This window comes from Mucilaginibacter sp. P19 (assembly GCF_050632265.1).
Taxonomy (GTDB): Bacteria; Bacteroidota; Bacteroidia; order Sphingobacteriales; family Sphingobacteriaceae; genus Mucilaginibacter; species Mucilaginibacter gossypii.
The window spans coordinates 1,224,911-1,247,570 of record NZ_CP192586.1; the positions used below are offsets into that span (position 1 = coordinate 1,224,911).

The 22,660-nt window shown below is 44.1% G+C and carries 24 protein-coding genes; 21 read left to right on the forward strand and 3 right to left on the reverse strand.

Translation table 11 applies throughout. The features are described from left to right. Positions 1 to 66 precede the first annotated feature (66 nt). Genes ACQ86K_RS05885 through ACQ86K_RS05895 form a run of 3 tightly spaced genes read right to left on the reverse strand, consistent with a single transcriptional unit; the run spans position 67 to position 2,352 of the window. Positions 67 to 522, reverse strand: a complete 456-nt coding sequence (locus ACQ86K_RS05885) for a hypothetical protein (protein WP_431199979.1) — start codon at positions 520 to 522, stop codon at positions 67 to 69. 35 nt (positions 523 to 557) lie between these two features. Then, positions 558 to 1,913: a type VI secretion system baseplate subunit TssF gene (locus tag ACQ86K_RS05890; protein ID WP_431199980.1), complete on the reverse strand. Its 1,356-nt coding sequence runs from the start codon at positions 1,911 to 1,913 to the stop codon at positions 558 to 560. 4 nt (positions 1,914 to 1,917) lie between these two features. Beyond that, positions 1,918 to 2,352: a GPW/gp25 family protein gene (locus ACQ86K_RS05895; RefSeq protein ID WP_091172390.1), complete on the reverse strand. Its 435-nt coding sequence runs from the start codon at positions 2,350 to 2,352 to the stop codon at positions 1,918 to 1,920. A gap of 219 nt (positions 2,353 to 2,571) precedes the next feature. On the opposite strand from ACQ86K_RS05895, the gene ACQ86K_RS05900 reads away from it, so the two are divergent. From ACQ86K_RS05900 to ACQ86K_RS06000, 21 genes are all read left to right on the forward strand, one after another. Then, on the forward strand, positions 2,572 to 3,090 hold the full coding sequence (locus ACQ86K_RS05900) for a type VI secretion system TssO (RefSeq protein ID WP_091172388.1): 519 nt from the start codon (positions 2,572 to 2,574) through the stop codon (positions 3,088 to 3,090). An 8-nt stretch (positions 3,091 to 3,098) separates the two neighbouring features. Next, on the forward strand, positions 3,099 to 3,587 hold the full coding sequence (locus tag ACQ86K_RS05905) for a type VI secretion system transmembrane protein TssO (protein ID WP_143020843.1): 489 nt from the start codon (positions 3,099 to 3,101) through the stop codon (positions 3,585 to 3,587). A gap of 37 nt (positions 3,588 to 3,624) precedes the next feature. Next, positions 3,625 to 4,587: a PKD domain-containing protein gene (locus ACQ86K_RS05910; RefSeq protein WP_091172384.1), complete on the forward strand. Its 963-nt coding sequence runs from the start codon at positions 3,625 to 3,627 to the stop codon at positions 4,585 to 4,587. Positions 4,588 to 4,618: 31 nt separating this feature from the next. Next, complete coding sequence (tssR, locus tag ACQ86K_RS05915) at positions 4,619 to 5,998, forward strand: type VI secretion system protein TssR domain-containing protein (protein ID WP_431199981.1); 1,380 nt, start codon at positions 4,619 to 4,621, stop codon at positions 5,996 to 5,998. Then, positions 5,931 to 6,983 (forward strand): hypothetical protein, encoded by a 1,053-nt coding sequence (locus ACQ86K_RS05920; protein WP_431199982.1) that lies wholly within the window; start codon positions 5,931 to 5,933, stop codon positions 6,981 to 6,983. Before tssR ends, ACQ86K_RS05920 begins: the two co-directional genes overlap by 68 nt. A gap of 3 nt (positions 6,984 to 6,986) precedes the next feature. Continuing rightward, positions 6,987 to 7,235: a Clp protease N-terminal domain-containing protein gene (locus ACQ86K_RS05925; RefSeq protein WP_431199983.1), complete on the forward strand. Its 249-nt coding sequence runs from the start codon at positions 6,987 to 6,989 to the stop codon at positions 7,233 to 7,235. Then, a complete protein-coding gene (locus tag ACQ86K_RS05930; protein ID WP_431199984.1) occupies positions 7,225 to 9,465 on the forward strand; it encodes an ATP-dependent Clp protease ATP-binding subunit in 2,241 nt (746 codons plus the stop codon). Before ACQ86K_RS05925 ends, ACQ86K_RS05930 begins: the two co-directional genes overlap by 11 nt. A gap of 95 nt (positions 9,466 to 9,560) precedes the next feature. Next, positions 9,561 to 10,001: a type VI secretion system contractile sheath small subunit gene (locus tag ACQ86K_RS05935; RefSeq protein ID WP_091172377.1), complete on the forward strand. Its 441-nt coding sequence runs from the start codon at positions 9,561 to 9,563 to the stop codon at positions 9,999 to 10,001. 32 nt (positions 10,002 to 10,033) lie between these two features. Next, on the forward strand, positions 10,034 to 11,416 hold the full coding sequence (locus ACQ86K_RS05940; RefSeq protein WP_091172375.1) for a DUF5458 family protein: 1,383 nt from the start codon (positions 10,034 to 10,036) through the stop codon (positions 11,414 to 11,416). A gap of 224 nt (positions 11,417 to 11,640) precedes the next feature. Then, positions 11,641 to 12,213, forward strand: coding sequence for an NAD(P)H-dependent oxidoreductase (locus tag ACQ86K_RS05945; protein ID WP_431199985.1), 573 nt, complete (start codon positions 11,641 to 11,643; stop codon positions 12,211 to 12,213). A gap of 107 nt (positions 12,214 to 12,320) precedes the next feature. Continuing rightward, the gene (gene tssD / locus ACQ86K_RS05950; RefSeq protein ID WP_091172372.1) at positions 12,321 to 12,719 is read left to right on the forward strand and encodes a type VI secretion system tube protein TssD; all 399 of its coding nucleotides are present in this window, start codon (positions 12,321 to 12,323) and stop codon (positions 12,717 to 12,719) included. 74 nt (positions 12,720 to 12,793) lie between these two features. Next, entirely contained in the window at positions 12,794 to 13,186 is a 393-nt protein-coding gene (tssD, locus tag ACQ86K_RS05955; RefSeq protein ID WP_090531686.1) for a type VI secretion system tube protein TssD, read from the forward strand. Between the two features lie 112 nt (positions 13,187 to 13,298). Beyond that, on the forward strand, positions 13,299 to 13,607 hold the full coding sequence (locus ACQ86K_RS05960; protein ID WP_431199986.1) for a hypothetical protein: 309 nt from the start codon (positions 13,299 to 13,301) through the stop codon (positions 13,605 to 13,607). A 44-nt stretch (positions 13,608 to 13,651) separates the two neighbouring features. Continuing rightward, on the forward strand, positions 13,652 to 14,197 hold the full coding sequence (locus ACQ86K_RS05965) for a hypothetical protein (protein ID WP_431199987.1): 546 nt from the start codon (positions 13,652 to 13,654) through the stop codon (positions 14,195 to 14,197). Positions 14,198 to 14,200: 3 nt separating this feature from the next. Further along, complete coding sequence (locus ACQ86K_RS05970) at positions 14,201 to 14,812, forward strand: hypothetical protein (RefSeq protein WP_091172368.1); 612 nt, start codon at positions 14,201 to 14,203, stop codon at positions 14,810 to 14,812. A 19-nt stretch (positions 14,813 to 14,831) separates the two neighbouring features. After that, positions 14,832 to 16,463: a type VI secretion system Vgr family protein gene (locus tag ACQ86K_RS05975; protein WP_431199988.1), complete on the forward strand. Its 1,632-nt coding sequence runs from the start codon at positions 14,832 to 14,834 to the stop codon at positions 16,461 to 16,463. 241 nt (positions 16,464 to 16,704) lie between these two features. Beyond that, the gene (locus tag ACQ86K_RS05980; protein ID WP_143020842.1) at positions 16,705 to 17,580 is read left to right on the forward strand and encodes a hypothetical protein; all 876 of its coding nucleotides are present in this window, start codon (positions 16,705 to 16,707) and stop codon (positions 17,578 to 17,580) included. A gap of 36 nt (positions 17,581 to 17,616) precedes the next feature. Beyond that, on the forward strand, positions 17,617 to 18,987 hold the full coding sequence (locus ACQ86K_RS05985; protein WP_091172361.1) for a PAAR-like protein: 1,371 nt from the start codon (positions 17,617 to 17,619) through the stop codon (positions 18,985 to 18,987). Between the two features lie 18 nt (positions 18,988 to 19,005). Then, positions 19,006 to 19,782, forward strand: coding sequence for a PoNe immunity protein domain-containing protein (locus ACQ86K_RS05990; protein ID WP_091172358.1), 777 nt, complete (start codon positions 19,006 to 19,008; stop codon positions 19,780 to 19,782). Between the two features lie 230 nt (positions 19,783 to 20,012). Continuing rightward, positions 20,013 to 21,668: a glycoside hydrolase family 28 protein gene (locus ACQ86K_RS05995; protein ID WP_091172356.1), complete on the forward strand. Its 1,656-nt coding sequence runs from the start codon at positions 20,013 to 20,015 to the stop codon at positions 21,666 to 21,668. Further along, positions 21,668 to 22,660 carry a pectinesterase family protein gene (locus ACQ86K_RS06000; RefSeq protein ID WP_091172354.1) on the forward strand — a complete coding sequence of 331 codons (993 nt, stop codon included), beginning with the start codon at positions 21,668 to 21,670 and terminating at the stop codon, positions 22,658 to 22,660. Before ACQ86K_RS05995 ends, ACQ86K_RS06000 begins: the two co-directional genes overlap by 1 nt.

The following is a 22,660-nucleotide window of genomic DNA, read 5'->3' on the forward strand; positions in this document are numbered from 1 at the left end:
ATTTGCAGGGCCCGTCGCTTAATAACAAAAGAACACAAGGGCGATGACGGTAACAATATGTATATCTTACTCCGCAAACACCCTATAATTAACATCCATTACGCTCCGGCTTTGCAGCTTTGATTTTAGCAGCTCAAGCAGCGTGGCCCATTCCGGTGCCGAAAGTTCATGATCGGCCGGGGTTATATAAATATCGGTTGTTTTAATAAAACCTTCTTTGGGATTGGCTGAGATACTTACCCCTTTGCTTACGCGGATGTTTTTTATTTTTGCTCCAAGCTCATATCTGCAGAAACTTGTTAGATCGGCAAGGGTAACTATGCGGTCTTTAGTGGTGAGGCCGTATTTATAGGCCTGGATCCGCTCGGAAGCTCCAAGGCTGTTTCGGCCGCCAGTGGTCGTGGTAAGGAGCCTTAAACTATCCGGCTTAAGTTTAATGGTTTCCGCCTGTTGCAGCTTTGACCCTTTGCGGATATTGTTGGCATTATCGGCGAGGGTTGTCCAAAAACTGAGGTATAACATGGCTGCTTTGTTTGCCGGTTTTAGTACCAGGTAATTTACCAGTTCATGATGATCTTTTGAACTTTTGGACTTTTTTCGATAATGGAGATATTTTGCTCCAGTGTTTTTAAGGCCGTTGTTAAAAAGTCGCTTCCGTATGCAGCAAAGGCCGCTTTTTCGTCGCGAAGCAACTCAAACAAATATTCGATAGTTTGCCTGGCGTTACGTGCATCAAAACGCTCGGCGCCGCCATTCCTGATGGAGTAACTGCCCTCATAATTAATACCGGCCTGGCTATACGGGATCTCGTTATACCGAACGTTATTGTCGTCATGCAGCTCATGGATCGATAAAAAATGATCATAAGCGCCTGGTTTTATAGGGATGATATCGCTGATCTCCTTGATCCTGAATTTTTGTTGGTGAAGCCGCCTGCTCATTACCGGGAAACAGTTTAAATGTAACTGTAGTTCATCAATGGCATTTGCCGGGATTGCCGCTGGGAATACGATCTTGAACCACAGGCAGGGCTTAAGTGATTTCAAATCCTGCTCGTTAAAAAACGACAGCAACTCAACCGGATAATTTGCTTTGAAGGCGGTAATATTGCTTAGCCGCTCATCGGTAAGCGAAATAAAATGATTGTTGTAATAGGTCCTGACGTCGCGGGTTATAAGGTTAATGATATGCTGATCATAAAAAACAGGTTTCTGATCGTCGGCTTGTTCATCAGCGTAAATGAGGCCAGGTTCAGTATCAAGCTGTGAACCATCCAGATAAAATTTAGTTACCTGCAGCAGGCTGTAAAAATCGGTATTGCTGATGTAAACAGGCCAGTCGAAATAGATTCCTGCATTTTTAAAAGTATTCAATGCTACTGCTGTTTCAATGCCTATCCAAAGGGTGTTAGGTTCGCCAAAAGCACCAGTGCGGACGCTTAGCAACGTATTCTTCTGCCCATTTTCAATATGTTCCTGCAGCCTGCCCCCGTTGAAGCTGTATTTTATTTCTGCATTAAATACAGAGTTAGAGCCTGCCGGTGTAAAGTAAATGTCCAGTTGTTCCGGGCTGGTTTTGCCAACCTCTGCTGCCAATTGTTTTCGGAAATAAAAATGATTGCCGATGTTCAATATTTCTGAAGCCTCGATGGGTTTACCTTTTAATATGGCATAGGCGGGCAGGGGAGCCGTTAAATAGTCGGAAGCCAGGATCCTGGATATTTTGTTCAGGATGCGATGCTCCAGGTTTTTAACATCGTTGTTTAAGTTGAACAACTCGGTGCTCAGGGCTTCAATCAAAAGCTTTACCAGCGGATCAACATCATTTACGTTTTGAACGCCCCAAAACTCGGTAGCGTTCTTCAGCATGCGGTTCCTGATCTCTTCTTTTGAATTATAAAATATAGCGCTCATAGGTTTATGCTGATAGCGGGCTTAGGAATAAAGCAGTTTTGAACAAATATGTTTCGCCGGTTTTGTTCAGTTTGCCTTTAATGGTTATATCTACTTTCTTTTTTATCTCGCTCACGTTGCGCAAGGGGTAAAATTTGTTGATCTCGGTAATGTTCACGCTGATATCAATATCATAGATCCTGTTTTCAAATTTGCTGATAGAACGCAACAACGATTGCCTCAGCTTTTCTTCCCAAATAGTCTCACTCATAATGAGTTCAAAATCCATATCCCAGATCTCGCAGCCAAATTCGGGGTTGTAACGGTGCTCGCCAAAACGGGTAAAAATAATGAGTTCGATGTATTGCGATATAGACGCGCCAAGGTCTTGTTTATCAAGGTCCTGGCCATTATTGATATGGCTAAAGCGGAGCGGTTTTGAATAAAGCGGGTTTAGCATAAATGATATTATTGGATTGCGTCTGTGTTAAATTTTAACTTTTTATAAACATTTATTTTCAAAAATAGTTGTAGATATGTTTTATTGGTTACAAATAGTTGATAAAGTATTGATTTTTTGATAATTATTACACTATTGGTTAATTAATAAATATGAGCTAAATATTATAAATGCAGCTTTTTTAGCTGTAAATAAACCGAACCGATACTATAATATTAGATGAAACCTGTAAACAATAGCGACCTAAACCGGGCTTATCGCAAATTCATGATGTACCTTATTACATTACTGGGTTTTGCCATCATTATCGTTTACTTCTTTTTTGCAACCTCGGGCCGTGAGCTTGAATTATTAAATGCCCGCGTTAAAAAAACAGATCAGCTGATAGCGCTCCGTACCGATATCAATAACAGCTTTGAATTGATCCTGCTGCGCATGCAGCAACTCTCGCAGTATGCAAAAATGAACTCGCAGGAGCTTAATAACCAAACGGTACTGCTTAATGATATCCAGGAGAGTAATCAGCATATCCGGGAGCGGCTGCAAAGTAACCCTTACCCGCTTAAAAGTTTTGAGTTGTATAAAAAGCTTAGCAACGATATTGAAACCATTGCCAGCATCAAAGATTCGCTTTTTACCACTCGTTTCCAGATTGAAAGCCTTCGCTCACAGTTAGAGTCGTGTAGCCGGGTAAATAAATCGGCAATTAACCAGTTAAACCATCACTATCCGCATTAATAAGCCATATGTTAAAATTTAGTTTAAAAGAACGGAGAGAAAAATTCTTGTTTTTCATGGGGATGTTTTTAGTGACGTCGGTGATATTGTGCGTGGCTATATTTTATAATTATGGCAACGAAGGGTTAGTATCAAAAAGCGAGTTTGCTAAAAAGGTAAACGAAGAAGAGCAGTTTGAAAGCCTTGTTACCGAAGCGTTACCAACCGTTGATACAACGTATCATAAAATAGTAAAGTTTAACCCCAACGTGCAGGCCGTTTTTTTGGAGAATGATATCAGCGGTTCAATAGGTGCCATAAAGTCATATTACAACCGCCGCCCATATGATGCGCGGTATAAATGCTTTATCCACGCTTCAAAACTGTTGCAGGCACTTTTTTATGATAAGCGCGAACTAACGGGCAATTATAACGATATCAGGAACATAAAAGGATCGGTTGATGACTGCCACATTGCGCAGCGGCAATTGCAGCAAAACATGAGCATGGCCCGGTAAGCATCATCATACATCTACAATATATAACCTAAGCAAAATGAAAAACGATTACAACGACGGGAGGCCCGTCGATACTAACCGGAACACCTACACCTTTTTATACATTTTTACAGGCGTAGTTGTTATTGCTGGTATCATTTTCCTGCTGCGTAGTTCATTGTTTGAAAAGAGAGTGATCAACGCCCGTATCCTGAAGGATGAGATAGCCCTGAACGAGCACCTGGTTTACTCGGATAATACGGCTAATGCAAAAAGCTGGCTTTGGGAGTTTGGCAATGGCGATAAATCAACTCAACAAAACGGGAGCTACCACTTTAAAAAAACAGGCGACTATATCATACGGCTTACCGTTGACGGCAATTTAACGCAGCAATTCCCGGTTAGCGTAAAAGATAGTACCCCAACCATAGCTGCCGATACCCTGATTACAATTAACGGCCCCACACAGGGGATTGTAAATGAACAGGTAAGGCTTGAGGCGCAGGGTAATGCCCGGATTTTTGAATGGTCGTTTGGGGAAACCGGCCGGGTGGATGTTAAAGGACCAACTGCACTCTACACCTTTCACAATCCCGGTACCTATTTTATCAAACTTAGCACGGATAAAAGCAGGCGCCCGGTCTATCACCGCATGCGTATTACCAATCCCGATTCAACATTTGCCAACCAGATCGTAAACCCTGGTGAAAGTGAGCGCCGTGTAATCGATGATATCAGGGCACACCTGCAGGCCATAGCCAACGGCGGTGATTTTAACCGCCATTATTATTACCTCGTTAGGAGATATTTCTGCGGAGACGAGAAAGTTACCGTAAACCTTGAAGATAACGGCGAAAGCAAACGGACTGATTTTTACTCCTACTGTATGCGGTTAACTTTTGGAGGAGGCATCAGTGTTGACGAAGCACAGGTTACCCTAAAGCCAAAATCAAACTGTTCAAGCATGCTTTCGGTAAGGCAGCATGCAACCACTGCCGCTCCCGAAAGGAGGCCCAGATAATCCATTTTAAAACCTATTTGCATCAACCAACATGAAAAATATATTAAGCTTCGTTTTTTTAACCTGTATAGTAATTGCGGCCCGGGCGCAATCGCCGGTATCGCTTGGCAAAACAGTGGTAACACTGCCCAAAGCTTTTGAAAAACCTGATGAGCGTACCAGCATTTACAATACCGACGACCGTACTTCTCTGCCATGGATCGTATTTTCGGACAGGGCCGAAAATTATACATATACCTCGCCGGGCGGAACGCTGGTAATGAAAAAAATAAGTTTCATGGAACCTTTTTATGTAAGTGAACAAAAAAACGGGTTTATAAAACTGATTAAGTACCAGGCAGGCATGGTACAAGGTAAAAAGCTTACCAATAAAAAAGGCTCGCAAAGTTACGGATGGATCAGCATTTCAAAGGTGTTGCCCTGGCAGTCTGCTTTTACCAGCACAAATGGTTATCCCGAAAAATATATCACCATTATAAGTGGTGCCGGTCCGCTCACTATGCCCGATTATTATTATGACAAAACTGATTCGGCATACATTTTTGCCGGGCCCGATCAAAGCCAGAAAAAAACCAAAGTGGCACTGCACAACGTGGTTTATGTATACAAAAAATCTGACGACGGGAAAAAAGTATTGGTAGGGTCCGATCCGCAGTTAATTGCCGATAATGCAGCTGGCAGTGTTTATGGCTGGATAGCCGCCGACGCCGTTCATAGCTGGGGCGATAGGCTATATATCGGGTCGGCAAGGGAAAACCAGCCATTGATCAATGATTCTATTGCAAGATATATCAACAGTTCCCTCAAAACCAATAATAGCAAGGGAGGTACGGGCTATTTTGCTTTTGACCCCTTACTGGCCGATAATGCTCCCTTGTTATTGAGCATGCCGGTAAGCTCATCTGCTTCGGGTAATCTTAGCCTCGGCTTCGCAACCGATGTTTATGATAAAAGCCATAACAGTGTGCTCAATATCAAAGGCGGGCATTTAGCATATAAGGATTATCTCAAGATCCGCAACAATGTTCACCACGTTAACATTGTGTTTGTGGTTGATGGCGGTAGCCCTATGCGCAATTATTTTTCGGGTATTACCAGTACTATTCAATCATTTGAAGATATTTTTGATGCGCATGCCAGGAGTAACCAGGTTAGATACGGGGCTGTAGTTTACCGTAACGCGTCCGGCTGTCAAACAGGGGGCATCCAGTCAACCCCGCTTAGTGCCGATTATCGTAACCTGGTAAAATACCTCGAATCGCAGTCAACAGTAACAGGTAACTGTGCCCCGGTGATAAGTTCCCAACCAGTTTTTGACGGTATCCGCACGGGGTTAAGCCTGTTTGGCAATCATCCGGACAGAAACCAACCTGGTCATCCTGATTGGTGCCACCGGCGCTTTAGATCGTAATTCGGTAGGGGTTAATACGGTGGCCAGTCAGATAGCGGCCGCCAACGCCCGCTTGTTGGCTATCCAGGTATTTAGCGATTACAACCCTATCTACAATGATTTTGTAATCCAGGCAAGACAAATTGTATCACAATCTGCGGTAAAGCTGGCCGATTATAAAAAACAGCGCATGGTGAATGGAGAAGGCCTTACCAACGTGCAGCAATTCAATACATCACTGTCCGATTCGGTTTCTTTTTACCTCGATTACCCCAAAAAGAGCCTGATCCAGGGCGCTGTGGTGTTTCCGCCCAAGAGAGTGGTAAAATCAAACCAGGCCATGAGTTTGGCAGTTGAACGCCTGATGCGCGAAACAGACTATGATATCCGTAACCAGATCCATACGCTCGACAGCGCATTCAGGCTTACCGGGCGCGAAAAACGTTATGTACAGCCGCTGGTTATGCAGCAGCAGGGCCAGCCGTCAACCGATTTGGGAAACAATATGCCACATAACGCTTTCAAATATTACCTCAGCGCCGAAGCGCCCAGAAACCTGGTAAATGAAAGCAAGGGGCAGCTGCAATACCTGCTGATATTGAACGAGCAGGATTATAAGCAGCTGACAGATCTGCTGTCGCTCATGATAGGCGAAAACCTGCAGCGGGACGCGTCCGATTACCGCTCAAAGCTGGTTGATAACTATGTTGACATCGCTGCCAAGCATTTAGGGCTTAACTTATCTGGCGGTGATATTAAAGACATGACCCTGGCCGATTATTTTCTGCGGGTTACCAGTTTACCCTTACCCGGCAAAAAAGATTTCTATAATAAAAAGGTGAATGATCTTAAACATAACGATGATATGCCGCAGGCACAATTTGAGGCATATATCCAATATTTGATCCATATCAGTGATGTTATTAAACAGGCTGCTATTACCAACCAACACTTTACGTCAAACGGCAAAACCTATTATTATATAACCCAGGCTAACCTGCAATAGCATATGAACATAGTTAATTTAAGCGAGTCGGTGAAAACGGCGGTGCGGGTAGCGCAGTCATTAGCCAAAGAATATCACCATAAGGAATTCGGTCCGGCGCACCTTTTAAAAGGCTTGATGCACCAGGAAGTGGGGTTGAAGAACCTGCTTCAATCCATCGGGAAGGACACGGCTTACATAAGCGATTGGGCCGAAGTGCGCATTGAAGATTATTCGGCCGCGTTAACCGTGCCCGACGAGAATGTTAGGTAACGACCAGGTAAAGCAGGTATTTGAAGAAGCCGATAATGTGCGCATAAAATTAGGCCAGGATTTGATTACGCCCGTTTGTGTGTTGATTGCGTTAATAAAGCCCAATGTGGGTTTTGATGCTAACCAGCTAAAATCCTTCCCGGTAAAAGAACGCGAGTTACTGGATATTTATTTGAGTAATGAGGATGTTAACCATGCGGTAAATCCCTCTGCGCAGGCCACAAACGGCAGCGATGCACCCAAACAAACAACGGCATTACTCAAATACTGTGTAGACCGCACAAGCCTGGCCAAACAGGGTAAGGTAGATCCTATCATAGGCCGGGAGCGCGAAACACGGATGGTGATGGAGATCCTGAGCCGGCGCACCAAGCCCAATGTAATGATCACCGGCGATGCGGGCGTTGGCAAAACAGCCCTGGTTGACGGGTTCGCGCTTAGCATTGTAAACGGACAGGTACCGGCGTCGCTTAAAAATGTACAGCTTTTTGAACTTGATCTGGGTTCATTGATCGCAGGGGCATCTTACAAAGGAGAAATTGAAGACCGGTTAAAAAACATCCTGCGCGAGATAAAGCAGTTTGAAAAAGCTATACTGTTTATTGATGAGATCCATACACTGCTTGATAATAAAGGGCCGATAGGCGGCGGTGTTGGCAACCTGCTGAAACCGGAACTTGCCCGCGGCGAAATAACGGTGATTGGTGCCACTACCATCGACGAATACCGCAAAGTGATTGAGCCCGAACAGGCATTTAGCCGCCGGTTTGAGGTGCTGCAGGTAAATGAGCCCGATACGCCTACAGCTATTAAAATGCTTAAAAAACTGGTGCCCCAATATGAGGAGCACCACAACTTAAAGATAGATGATAATACTGCCGAAGAATGCGTAAGACTGGCACAACGCTACATGAAAGACCGTCGCCTGCCCGACTCTGCTTTTGATCTGCTCGACCGTACCATGGCTGCTATCCGTTTAATGAACGATACCACCGATACAGCCCTTTCCGAACTCCGCACCGAACTGAACGAATTAAAAGCTCAGGATGATGCAGGCGATTTGATCGGAGCATACAAATGGCTTTACACCCTGTATCGCAATAAAATAAGCGCGGTATTGTTAGGGCAGCTGGAAGATGAAACCCAGGTTGATACTTTTGAAACGCCCGATGAATACATCGCTTACTTTGAACGCAATTTGAGCCGGCTTGAGGAATTGGCTCAAAATAAAACCGAGGTGGTGAATAACCATGATATTGCTGCTATTATTTCCTACAAAACAGGCATCCCCTTAGGCAAGATCCAGGCGCAGGAGAAAGAAAGGCTTTTGGGCATGGAAAGTTTCCTAAAAAAACGGGTTGTTGGGCAGGACCAGGCGTTGAAAGCCGTATCTGATGCCATACTCGAATCGCGGAGCGGACTGAACAAAAAAGGGCAGCCCATCGGCTCATTCTTTTTGCTTGGCCCAACAGGCACCGGTAAAACGGAGCTGGCCAAATCAATAGCCGAGTTTTTATTTAATGACGAAAAAGCGATGATCCGCTTTGATATGTCGGAGTTTAAGGAGGAACATTCGGCCGCATTGCTGTATGGCGCGCCGCCGGGCTATGTAGGGTATGAAGAGGGCGGCTTGCTCGTAAACAAAATAAGGCAGCAACCTTACTCGGTTGTGCTGTTTGATGAAATTGAAAAGGCACACCCATCGGTATTTGATATCTTTTTACAGATCCTGGATGAAGGGCATATGCACGACAGGCTGGGCAAGCAAGGCGATTTTTCAAACGCGCTGGTGCTATTTACCTCAAACATTGGCAGCGAGTGGGTATCTGAGCAAATTAGCCGGGGGTATATGCCTGCATCAAACCAATTGATGGAGGTGATGGCTAATAAATTCAGGCCGGAGTTTTTGGCGCGGTTATCAGAAATTGTACCCTTTGCACCTATACATGAAGAAAATGTAGTACGCATCTTTGAGATCCAGCTCAAAAGCCTTACGCAGGCGCTCGATAAAATGGGCATAAACATGCAGTTAAGTGCCGAAGCAAAAAATATGCTGGCCTTAAGCGGTTTTACACCCAAATATGGTGCCCGGCAGCTATCGGCGGTGATCCGTAACCAATTGCGCAGGCCAATATCACGGTATATTATTTCGGGCGAACTGAAAAAAGGAAATACTATCGCCATAGATAAAAAAAGTGATGATACTGAATTATTATGGAGCATTAGTTAAGTAATTTAACTGAAATACATACTGTTAAAAACAATTTTATAGTTATTGCATTATAACATAAACACTTTCATACTTATCATTTATTAAATAAAGCTATGTTTAATTACGAAATAGGGGGAAACGAAACAAAAGTTGATTCCTCAGAAGCATTTGGTGAGATAGCTCCCAATAAAACTTTGTTTATTCAAAAATTAACTGATAATGAGCCGCTGAGACCGGAGAAGGTTGAAGGACTTAAAAATGTTGAAGAGGTTTTTGCTCATTACAAGCCAAAAGTAAGTGTTGAGCTTGAAAGAGAAAACGGGTCAAATGTTACCGAAACCCTGTACTTTAATAATCTTGGCGATTTTGCACCAAAAAACCTGGTACAACAAAGCAAATACCTGCATAAGCTTAATATTCAGCGCGAGATGTACCTCAATATCATGAAGCAGCTGAAAACCAACAAAACGCTGAAGTCAACCCTTGATAACGCCGAAACCAAACAGGCCTTTATTGAGGCGTTAAAAAATATAGTAACCGAGCTTGACCAATAATTAGCTAATCCTAAACATTTAACAACACGATCATGGCAACACCAAACGAGCAGATCCTGAATGAAAATTCAACAGACCAGGCTCTTAAAATAAAAGAAAGAAGCGGCGCGGCATCCTTATCAACCAGTTTAGATAAACTATCAAAAGTTGGTGGTTTTGATTTGCTGGAAGCTACTATTGATGGCCTTCAAAACCTGAACCCCGAACGCAAAGCCCGTAAACAGATCTTTTTAACTGATGATGAGAAGAAAGGGGAGCGCGAAGAGCTTAAGCTGAAGCTTAATCAATGGATAGAAGCTTTGGAAAGCGGCGAATCGGTTAGCGATACTATTCAGAAAAGCGCCGAAAAACTGCAAAGCGTTGAAGAAAACCTGAACAAAAATTTACTCAATGTATTGGAAAGCACCTGCGAGCTGGAACAGGCTTACCGCACAGTGCATTTGTTTTATAAAAACACCGAACAGGATAAGCTGAAGAATGTGGTATTAATGAATGCCACGATCGATCAGTTGAAAGAGCTTGATAACCCACGCTTTATTGAATATGCTGCAAATGAACTTAAGCAAAATTATGACAGGCTGGATCTTCGTCAAAATTATTCAATCCTGGTTGTACCCGGCTACCTTGGCTCAAACAAGGTAGTTGAACGCTGGTCAAAAATAGCTTATGATAATAAAGTAATGCTGGTGACCGATTTTGCGGATCTTGAACAACCGGATGATGTGATAGACCTGTTTACATCAGCCAATTTAACCGGCGGCGATGCCTTTAAATCGAACACCATCATGACCTGTAACTGGCTGGTAGGCCGCGGCAAAGTTGCCGAAGCGGGTGAAGAGGATGACCTGTATATCCCGGGCTCGGCAGCATTGGCCGGTAAAATGTATTACACGCTGATGTCGCAGGTTACCGCCGGTAAAAAACATGGCGCGGTTAACGAGGTGGATGGTGTACGCTTTGACCTTAAAAAGAGCGAGATCTCGCACCTGGAGCGCATTGGCCTGGTACCTATGGTGAATGAGTATGGCAAGGTAATGGCATTCTCGGCCAAAACTTTGTTTAACGGCGATAATATCGGTTTGCAAACCTATTCGGTAGTGAGGGTATTTGATTATATCACCAAAGTATTATTCGACTTTTTGAACCGCCGGGCTTTTGAAAACTGGACATCAAAAACAGAGCAGGATTTGCGCTCGCAAATTGTGAAGTTTTTGGATAACATCCAGGGGCCCGACAGGCTTATCGAACGCTTTAAAATAATCAGGTTTGAGCGCGATGAACAGCAAAAGGACCGCATTCACCTTGATATTAATATCACGCCATATTTCCCGGCTAAAAGCTTTGTGGTGAAGCTTGACGGACAAAAAGGTGAGGATGCAAGCCCAACCTGGAACAGCGAATATAAACAGCAGTAATATCGCGGTACACAACGTTGTGAAGTGGTAATGAATCCCTTTTAAAATAAGGAAGCACCTACAGGAGTGATATCGGATATGTGCAAAACAATATATTGGCTCCGTAGGTGCCTCCTGTTAGGACGCGGGTTTTAAAAGCGAGATTCAACCGTTAAACCAGCGCTGTGTGCATTTTAGGTTAATTTAACCGGAGGCCTAACTTTATTTATTGTTAAATATGGTTTATGTTTGCATTGATGAGGCAGCTATTGATCATTAATGCAGATATTGACAAAACACCAACCACAGCGGCATTGATCAACGCCTATAAAGACGGGGCCCAGGCCGCCGAAGCTGTAGTAAAGGAGATAGCCATCGCCGACCTTAAATTTAATCCCAATAAGCAGTTCACGATAAGCAATAAAGAGCCCGAACCCGACCTTGTGCAGGCCGTAAACGCAATAAAATGGGCATCGCACGTGGTGATATTTTGCCCGGTTTATAAAGATTCGATCAACTCGAAAATTAAAGGTTTTTTTGATCGCGTTTTCATGCCCGACCAGGTTTTTATCAGCTGCTCGTCGGTTAATTTCAATGGCCGGTCAGGACGTGTGGTTTCTATATTGGATGAAGCTGCCTGGCAGGACTGGCAGGTTGATATGAAGCCAACCTACCTGGCAGTAAAAAAACTAACCCTCGAAAAGCGCGGCATCAAGCCCGTACACACCAGTACCATCGGGCATCTCTACAACCTCGATAATGAGTACAGCAAAAAGTGGATCCAAAAATTATATTCTTTTGGGTTAAAACTTATTTAAATAAATATTTAATATTTTCTCCAAACAATAAATTAATTACATTGTAGTTATTAAAGTAATGCGCAAAGCATCTACTTTAAATTATTAACCTCTTAAAATTTATCATTATGGCTTTCAAAGCAAGATTAAATTTTTCGGGCAAGGACTACGATGTGCTCACTTGCTCCTATGCATTAAACCGCGATGTAGACTCAAAAGGACGCCCGTCCTCAGGTATTTACGGCGGTACTATCGATATCGAGATCGAGTCGACTGAAGACACCTCCATTATCGAATCAATGGTTAACAACCAGTACAAACCGATTGCCGGCACTTTGCTGATCAAAAAATCTGAGGAAGACGCTAAAATGAAAGAGCTGTCTTTTGAAGATGGCTACATCGTAAAGTATTCTGAAGGTATCGACATTACAGGCGCAACTCCCATGAGTTTGAAGTTTGTGATCTCGGCCCGCAAGTTGAAACTGGGAAGCGCCGAGCACGTGAACGATTGGCCAGGTAGAAACTAAGCCCGGCCGATTTTGTTATCAGTTTGTGCCGAAGGGGCACTTAATTTATTTATCTACTTAAAACTTTATTGATCATGGCTTTCAAAGCAAGAATTAGTTTAGGATCGAAAGAATTCGACGTGCTGCAATGCAGCTATTCATTAAACAGGGACGTTGACTCAAAAGGCCGTCCGTCATCAGGTGTATATGGTGGTACTATCCAGGTTGAGGTTGAATCAACCGAAGATACTTCGGTTATCGAATCGATGGTGAACAGCCAGTACAAACCAATTCACGGCACTATCACCTTCAAAAAATCTGAAGAAGATGCCAAAATGAAGGAGCTTAATTTTGAGGATGGTTATATAATTCAATATAACGAGGGGATATCGATTATCGGTAACAACCCAATGTCGTTAAGCTTTGTGATATCGGCGCGTAAGCTGAAAATAGGCAACGCCGAGCACGAAAACGACTGGCCTAAATAATATCTCAGTACAATTGATTTGTACTGTCTTTTTAAAAAGATACGGAGGAGATAGTAACATATTTTCCTCCGTATCTTTTTACAGCTTTTGTTTAGGTTCAGTTATAAACCTTATGAAAAGAAAGAAGAGAATAATAAACCCAGCCTTACCCACTACAAAGAAAAAGGTGAAAAAATCGTCGGTTCCAACCCCCATGGAATACGTGCAGCTTTTTAATAACTGTGTTATTAAAAAGGAAAAAATCGCTGCTGTCGATAAGATCATCGATGAAAAGGTAACCGTAAACCGCCCCCGTTACGAAAGTATTTCAAACCTGGTACGCCTTGGTACTAATGCGCCGTCGGCTGCCGGAAATAAAAATCTTTTCGCATCGGTGTATACCCCTTTTTTGATCGTTATAACACCACACCGCTATCATTAAACCCAACCGCGGCCAATGCCAAACCCGAAAGCGTTTTGGATATCATGACCAAACCGCAGATGACAACCGGCCTTTTGGGAGCTAATTTTTTTGACACCGGGAGGTTTACCCCAAATGATCCGTTTTCGTTTATGAACCTTTTTGGCGGCGGCGGAGCTATCCCCTGGTATTTTATAGCTTGTGTACATTATATGGAGTGCTCGTTCAGTTTCAAAAAACACCTGCACAACGGCGATCCGCTTACCGGTTACACGGTACAGGTGCCGGCCAATCGCCCAAAGGTAGGTCACGGCCCTCCGTTTACTTTTGAGGAGAGTGCTGTTGATGCTATTAAACTGATGAAGTATGATAAGGTAACCAATTGGAGCCTGCCGTTTATTTTGCAAAAGCTGGAGGGATATAACGGTTTCGGTTATAATAAAAAGGGCATTCACACACCTTACCTCTGGAGTTTTTCGAACCAGTATGTTAAGGGCAAATATGTCAAAGACGGTGTTTTTGATGCCGAGGCGGTATCCCAGCAAATGGGCGCGGCAGTTATCCTTAAACGGATGGAAGACAGGGCACTGATCAGTATTCCCAGAAATTAACCAATGAACAGGATTAATAAACATATGGTATTATTACTGCTTGCTACCGGGTTGGCAGGTTCGGCTGTTGGCTGCAGCGGTAGCCCTAAAGCTCCGGTTGCTGATACTGTCAAGACCATAGCTAAGTCGGCCTCCCGAACTGTGCATAAGTCGGCCCTTACGGATGAGCAGTTGTTCAGGGCCTGCCTGAAACAGTTTAAAGCTGCTGCCCTGCAAAAAAATAAAAAGCAGCTGGCCGCCATGTTTTACTTTCCGTTGCAAACAACACCCCAATGGTCGAACGAAGATTTACGATCTGCTACGATTAACCCTGCTGAGGGACTGGTGAGCGGGGCAGAATATCCACAGTATGAGCCTGCTATATTGAGTGCTGACGTGCTTCGTCTTATACCCAAAAGTACCGAAGACGATCTGTCGGAAATTGACGCCGCTACCGACGAAAATTATTATAAAGTTATTGCAAAAGTTACAGATAAAGGCAGTAAGCTTTACGAGTTGCAGCAACAATATGAGCAAAAAAATGGCAGGGAAACATCGTACGGGTTTGTTTTTGGAAAAGTTAACGGGCAATATAAAATTATAAGTTACTACAGCCCATGGCCTGTTAAAGGTTAATGGATTTTATAGCCGAATTATGGAAAAGAAACTAAAAGTAGATATCAATATTGAAGGTACCCAGATCACCCATTTCTCTACCTTTAACCTTGACCAGCGTTTTAATGAGCATCATACTTTTCAGCTCAGGTTTAACCATGATATGGTTGAAGAGTACAACGCTGTTACGCTCGAAAACTCAAAGGACTTTATTGGCAAAAACATTACCGTGCAATTTGGCACAGCCGATAGCGGCGAAAATAAATTTAGCGGTATTGTTACCAAGGTAGAGCTTTCGCAAAGCCATGGGTTTCATGGCGATATCCTGGTGAGCGGCTTTAGTCCGACCATCCTGATTGACCGGGGTCCCGACCTCGGCTCGTATCTTAACAAAAGCCTGAGCAGCATTATTCAGTTAGCTACCCAGGATGCACCAGCAAACGATCTGAACCTCAATATCAAGCCAACCAATACTTCGCCTATTGATTATATCATTCAATATCGTGAAAGCGATTTTGAGTTTATCAACCGTCTTTCGGCCGAGTATTATGAATGGTTTTATTACGATGGTGCTAAACTGAATTTTGGCAAGCCCGATAAACTGGAGGAGGTTGCTCTAATTTACGGTCGTGATCTGCACAGCCTGCAATATGCAATGCAGATAGCGCCTTTAAAGCATAATAAATTTGCTTACAACCCCAGGCAGGATGAACTGCTTTCGTCAGAGCCGCAAGGCTCTTCGGGCAGCACGCCGGACCTTTCGCATGCCATCAGCGCGTCAAACAAAGTTTTCAGCAAAGTTTATAATGAACCATTGGCTGTTAGGGTAAATAACAAAAAAGAAATAGATGATTTTGTTAATAACCAGCAAAAAGCGCTGATATCCGAATTGGTTACCATAGTAGGCAATTGCGACAACCCCATGGTGGGCCTGGGCAAAATACTTAATGTAAGCATGAGTGTAAGGGGTACAGGGGCTTTTGAATTGCAGGATTTTGGCAAGTTCCTGGTTACGGCGGTTTATCACCAGATCGACGGTATTGGCCATTACCAAAATACGTTTGAAGGCGTTACTGCCGATACGGAGCGTATCCCGGTTGCTGAAGCCGAAAAGCCAAACCCGGATATGCAGCTGGCCGATGTTACCGACAATGCCGACCCGGATGGGCATGGCCGCGTTAAAGTAAAATTTAAATGGCAATGTACCGCGAATGATGTTACCGAGTGGCTCAGGGTAGTTTCTCCTGATGCCGGCAGCTCGGATAAAGTAAGCAAGAACCGAGGCTTTGTTTTTATCCCCGAAGTTGGCGACCAGGTGCTGGTGGCATTTGAGGAGGGTAATATTGCCCGCCCGGTTATTATTGGCAGCATGTTTAGTGGTAAAACAGGCACAGGCGGCAGTCAAACCAATAAAACCAAAGCGCTTACTACCCGAAGCGGCAACACCGTGATACTGGACGATAGCAATGGCAGCATTAACGTTAAAGATCCCAGCGGTAACGTGGTAACCCTTAATGGCGACGGTACGGTAACCATTTATGCGCCAAACACCTTAACGCTGGTATCAAAAGATATAAACATTAATGCGGGCAATAGCATTAATATAACATCATCACCGGCTAAAGAAGGCGGGGGGATGGTGTTATCAATGTTACAGCCAAAAAATCGATAGCGGTAGCGGCACAGGATGAAGGTATCACTACAAATGCGAAAAAAGATATCGCCTTTACCAGCGAAACCGAAAGCATCAAACTCTCTGCATCAGCCAAAGACATCACTTTTGATGCTGCGGCCGGCAAACTTTCATCAAGTAGCAAATCGGCCGAGATCAGCTCGACCGACAAAATGCATCTCAACGGCGGCAGTCTGGCGCATATTATAGCAGGCGATGTTGAAATTAACCAATCATGATCATGAATATATTACCGGTAAATACAGCTCAAAGTTCATGGTACCAGCTTAGCTCATCCAACCGTACCATAATTGGCACAAAAGTACTTGAGTTTGTGCAGGACAGGTGGATTGAAATAAAACTCATTAGCCATGACGATAAGCAACGGGTTTATGAATATACCCTGCTTGATCAAAATATGGATGGTTCGGCGCTGATCCATGAATGGGCAGCAGATATGGAATGGTTCCAGTCGCCGGTACAGATCATAACAGATCTGGAAGGGAAATTTATCGGCATCAATAATTTTAATAGTATCGCTAATTGCTGGCAGCAGGGCTTCCGGTCAAAAATTGCCAAAAAATATCGTCAGCAGGATGGTATCGATGTAATGCTGTCCGAAACAGATAAATTGCTGCAGGATCCTAAACGCTTTCTGCAATCATTTATGGGATACAGCCATTACCGGTGCTTTTTTCAACCTTTTTACAGGGAATGGCAAGCCAATGAAAGCTCTTCCCTGATACTGAAAGGTTTTTTCGGCACAATTGACCTGCCGCTCGTCATCTACAGTTTTACCGAACAACATGGCAACACCGTAACCATAACTAACGAAGCCGAGGTTGACGAAGAAAGGTTTGAAAGACCTGTTTTAGTGAGGATGCTAAAGGACCTTACAAATACCTATAACCTGAAGGTTGACCTGCAGACCGAGATGGAAGAGATTTACAAATTTGAAAACAACATACTACAGGAGGCCGATTTGTTTTTGCAATTACATGTGCCCTCATTTTATACTGTTGTAACGGCACATCAATGCAGGCGGATTGAACAGCATGAGCTTCCGAAGGAACGCGTTGATAAGAACGAGTTGAGCAACAGTGTACTGCATGTATAAGGCTGAAGGTTTAGTACTCACAAAAAGTAATATCCGATGTCAAAAAAATATATTCCAAACAATAGCTGCCTTAAGTGCGATAAAGGGTCGGCTCCTGTGCGGTTAAAGGTAACGCATCATAACAACACGAAAATTTATGGTGAGTTCCTGGCCAGTGAGGCCGACATGGTGCCGGGTGAAAATATTTTGCCCATGGGCAGGTGTTCGGTAACGGGTGGCAGCTGCAAATTTGATCCTATTTACTGGGACAAGACCAATAAAGGTGTTAAGGTTAACGGCTACAAATTATTATTTGAAGATGCGAACCTGTTATGCAAACAAGGCGGCAAAATAAGTGTTGACTTTAATGCGCCAGGCGGTATGAGCACAGCCGGGGCGCTTGTTACGGGTGCTGGCGCCGGAACGTTCAACTATGGTTCGTACACCAACACCCTTGATATATTACAGCGCGGTACCATTTATGATGTTGAAAACGGCAAGATAAGCCTGGTACGGAGCAACAGCGAAAGTGATTACCGCAGGCATGGTAATTACGGGGAGATGAAGGACAACGTTTATCATCGGCAGGAAGGTTTTCGAGATGTAAGAAGTGAGCACCCTGTAATTGACATTGATAAACCTACGGCTTCGGGTATTGATGGGGCTTACGCCAAAGATAATGGGTATAAAATTACAGACGGTAAATACAATACAGCATCGATACAAAATACGACAACCGGCCGCGAGTTAAGTGAGCGATGGACGCGAAATCACATCGACAATAACGGGGCGATAAACCCGGCAGACGAAGCAGGGGTTAGACTGGCAAATACAGATGGCAGCCTGAACCGCGAGGTGATCAGAGTTAAGCCCGACGGATCCATGCAGTCAGAAACTATAAACTCCAACGGCTTTAAAGCTACCCGCGGGCAAAGTGAGGCCCTGGAGATAAAAACCAGCAGGGCCGGCAATTTTATGAATGGTGTAAGGTCGTCCATGCTCAATTCAAAACCTCTTACAGCCTTGTCCGAATCTAATTTTTCGCAGGCGGTACGTAATAGCAGAATTGCCACTGGCGCAAATGACGGCCTGTTTAAGGCAAGCCAGGCAATTGCACGTTCTCCTGCTTTAAGTGTGGCTGGCAAAGTTGCCGGCCGGGGGCTTATAGTTGTTGGTATCGCCCTTGATGCAGTAAGTATCTATTCGGCGTATGAAGAAGAGGGCGGTTTTGGCAAAAAAACAAAAGAAGCGGTAGGCGGTGCTGCCGGTGGCCTTGCCGGAGGTATAGCAGGTGCCGAAATAGGTGCAATGATAGGTACTGCTATATGCCCCGGGGTTGGTACGGTAGTTGGTGGTATTGTTGGCGGGGTTATAGGAGGCCTGGCCGGAAGCGGCATTGGTAAATCAATTGCAGGATGGTTCTCATAAATTTAAACAGCTTATAAAATGGGTTTTTTTGATAAATTATTTGGCGGAGGTGGAACCACGGCAACACCCGAAACGCAGTTAAGAGCAGAATATAAAGACGTTGCTTTCTTTAAAAAAATGTTTGATAAGAAGCAGTCGATAATAAAAATGTACCAGGAACAAAATGTCACCTTAAAACAACAGGAAAAGTTTCGCCCGATAAACAACTGGGTGCTTGCTATGGAACATCTTGACCTGGTTTATTTAAACTATTCTTTCGGGAATGATATCAGCCTGTGTTATAATGAATATATAGCAGCTGCCGGATACTATGGCGAAGGCTGGGATGCCGACGCGTTTTATGCCGATATGATTGATATGGTAGCCTTAGGCAGCTTACTGAATGTACCTGATGAGGTATACGAGCCGGTTATTAATTATATCCGCCAGTCGGATAGTGGTTCCAGTTACCCAACCTGGACACCGGATGCCTTATTATGGTATATCATTAACACCAAAAAGCCGGGGAGCGGCCCGCAGCCGGATACGCTTATCACCGAAGCTTACAGGGATATTTATGATTTAACAAAAATGCCTAAAGCCGATGCGGAGCGCGAAATGAAACTTTACCTCGACAAATGGTACAGGTTGCATAAAGACGATTCATGGTATGAAAACCACAAAAAAGAAAGCTCATATAAAGGTTACTGGAGCTGGGAGGCGGGAGCGGTAACTAAGATAATGGGACTTGATGATAGCGGTTACGCTAACCATCCGAATTATCCTTATGATATGGTGCACTGGTCGGCTTCGTAATTGCGCGGTATCAAATAAAATCACCATAAACCGGCGTTGCTTTGAGTTTAACTGACGAAATCCGGTCTCTCTTTTTAGCCGCTAAAACTTACGCAAACGTTTCTGGGAACGTTTGCGCGGTTTTTGTTGGGCAAATCCTTTTTTTATTGCCGTCAGCCTTTAATCTTGTTTAGGATTTAATGTTCCCTCACCAATTATAGGGCGATAAATAGCTGTTTTAAAATAAAAACATGTCGGTAGTAAAAACAAGGATAGGGATAGCGGTTTTGCTTTTGGCGGGTTGCTTCACATCGCGGGTACAGTGTCAGCAGTATTCCTGGCAACATTTGCCGCAGGTAAATAAACCTGTATTTAAAAAGGATACCATCAACATTTTAAAATATGGCGCCAAAGCTGATGGCATTACGTTAAATACAACAAGTATCAATAAAGCAATAAGCGCCTGCAGCGCCAAAGGGGGCGGGGTAGTGCTTATTCCACAAGGCTTGTGGCTAACCGGGCCGCTGGTGATGAAGAGTAATGTAAACCTCCATGTAAGCCGGGCGGCGCTGCTCCAGTTTACTGATGATAAAACGCAATATAAACTGGTTGAAGGTAATTATGAAGGCCATGCCGCTGTGCGTAATGAATCGCCGATATCCGGCACCAACCTTACCAATATCGCCATCACCGGCGAAGGGATCATTGATGGGCACGGCGAGGTTTGGCGGGCCATCAGCAAAGACAGGCTTACTGAAGCTGAATGGAAAAAACTGGTAGCATCGGGAGGCGTAGTGAGCGAAAATGGCAGGTCATGGTACCCTTCTGAAAGTTATGTTAACGGACTTAAAGCAGCTGGGGCAGGTGTTGTTGGCAATGGAAAAACCATAAAGGATAACGAACCTTTTAAGGACTTTTTCAGGCCAAATATGCTGGTACTTACCAATTGTAAAAAAGTATTGCTACAGGGCGTTACCCTTCAAAATTCGCCCGCATGGAATATTCATACTTTACTATGCGAAGACCTTACCGTACAGAACGCAAGGGTCAGGAATCCCTGGAATGCCCAGAACGGTGACGGAATCGACGTAGAATCATGCCGGAATGTGTTAATTGAAGGCAGCACTTTTGACGCCGGCGATGATGGCATCTGTATTAAATCGGGCCGGGATGAAGAAGGCCGCAAACGCGGTAAGCCCACTGAAAATGTAATTGTACGGAATAACGTGGTTTACCGTGCCCATGGCGGTTTTGTGATAGGAAGTGAAATGTCGGGAGGGGCGCGTAATATTTTCGTATCAAACTGTACATTCATCGGTACGGATATTGGTTTGCGTTTTAAAACTACACGCGGCAGGGGCGGCGTAGTTGAAAATATCTTTATTAAGGATATTGCCATGAAAGATATCCTTCATGAGGCTATTCTTTTTGATATGTACTACGGAGGCAAATCGCCCGGCGAAGCGGATGATATAAATGACCGGGCTGTTGTGCCGGTAACCGAAGCCACACCTTCATTTCGCAAGTTTTATGTAAACAATGTAGTGTGTAACGGCGCCGAAAAAGCGCTCATGATCCGGGGGCTACCCGAGATGGGGATTAAGGACATCCATATAGAAAACAGTACTTTCAAAACTGTTAAAGGAGCAGATGTAATAGAAGCACAGAACATCTTCCTGAAAAATATCCATCTCGAAAGTAAAGAAACCAACCCACTTATCAATGTTCAAAACAGCAGCAGCCTTACGTTTGATCATATTACCTATGGCAATACAGAGTTGTTGTTTAAGGTCAGCGGTAAAAAGTCGCAGCAAATAAAATTACTGAATACCGATGCCGCCAAGGCTAAGAACAAAGCTGAGTTTGCTTCAGGAGCAACCAAAAATGCAATAACCGGTTCAAATTAATGAAGAGAGCGGCGCTATTGATATGGATTGTTTTTGCTCCGGCACTATTGCTGGCGCAGGCGGTTGTATATCCAAAGCGTTTTACCGTAGCACTGGATGGTAGTGGCGATTTCAAAACCATTCAGCAGGCCGTAAACGCTGTTCGTGACCTGTCGCAGCAAAGGGTTAGCATTTACATAAAAGCCGGAGTATACCACGAAAAACTGGTAATCCCCTCCTGGAAATGTAATATAGAACTGATAGGTGACGATCAAAATAAAACCATCATCACCAACAGCGATTTCTCGGGCAAAGCAAACCCGCAGGGTAAGGATGCCTTCGGAAAAGCCGAGTTTACAACCTATACTTCGTACACGGTTTTGGTGCAGGGTAACGATTTTATCTCCCGGAATTTAACCATAGCAAATGCCGCAGGCCCCGTAGGACAGGCCGTGGCTTTACATGTTGAGGGCGACAGGTGTGCCATAATCAATTGCCGGCTGCTTGGCAACCAGGATACGCTTTATGCCGGTACCGAAAACAGCCGCCAGTTTTATAAAGACTGTTATATGGAAGGTACAACCGATTTTATTTTCGGCGAAGCCACTGCGGTTTTCCAAAACTGTGTGATCAAAAGTCTCCGAAACTCTTTTATTACAGCTCCCGCAACTACACCGCGACAGCGATTTGGTTTTGTGTTTTTAAACTGCCGGCTTGAAGCAGCTGATACCTCTGTAACAAAGGTTTACCTGGGCAGGCCCTGGCGGCCATACGCCAGATCTGTTTTTATCAATACAACAATGGGAAGCTACATCTGCGCCCAGGGCTGGGATAACTGGCGTAACCCGGAAAATGAAAAGACCGCCTTTTTTGCCGAATATAAAAGCAGCGGCACCAATATCAGCAAACGTGCGCCATGGTCGCACCAATTAACTGAGGCCGAAATGAAAAAATATACATTGAATAATGTTCTTGCCGGGAGTGATAACTGGGATGTAATGTCAATAAAATGA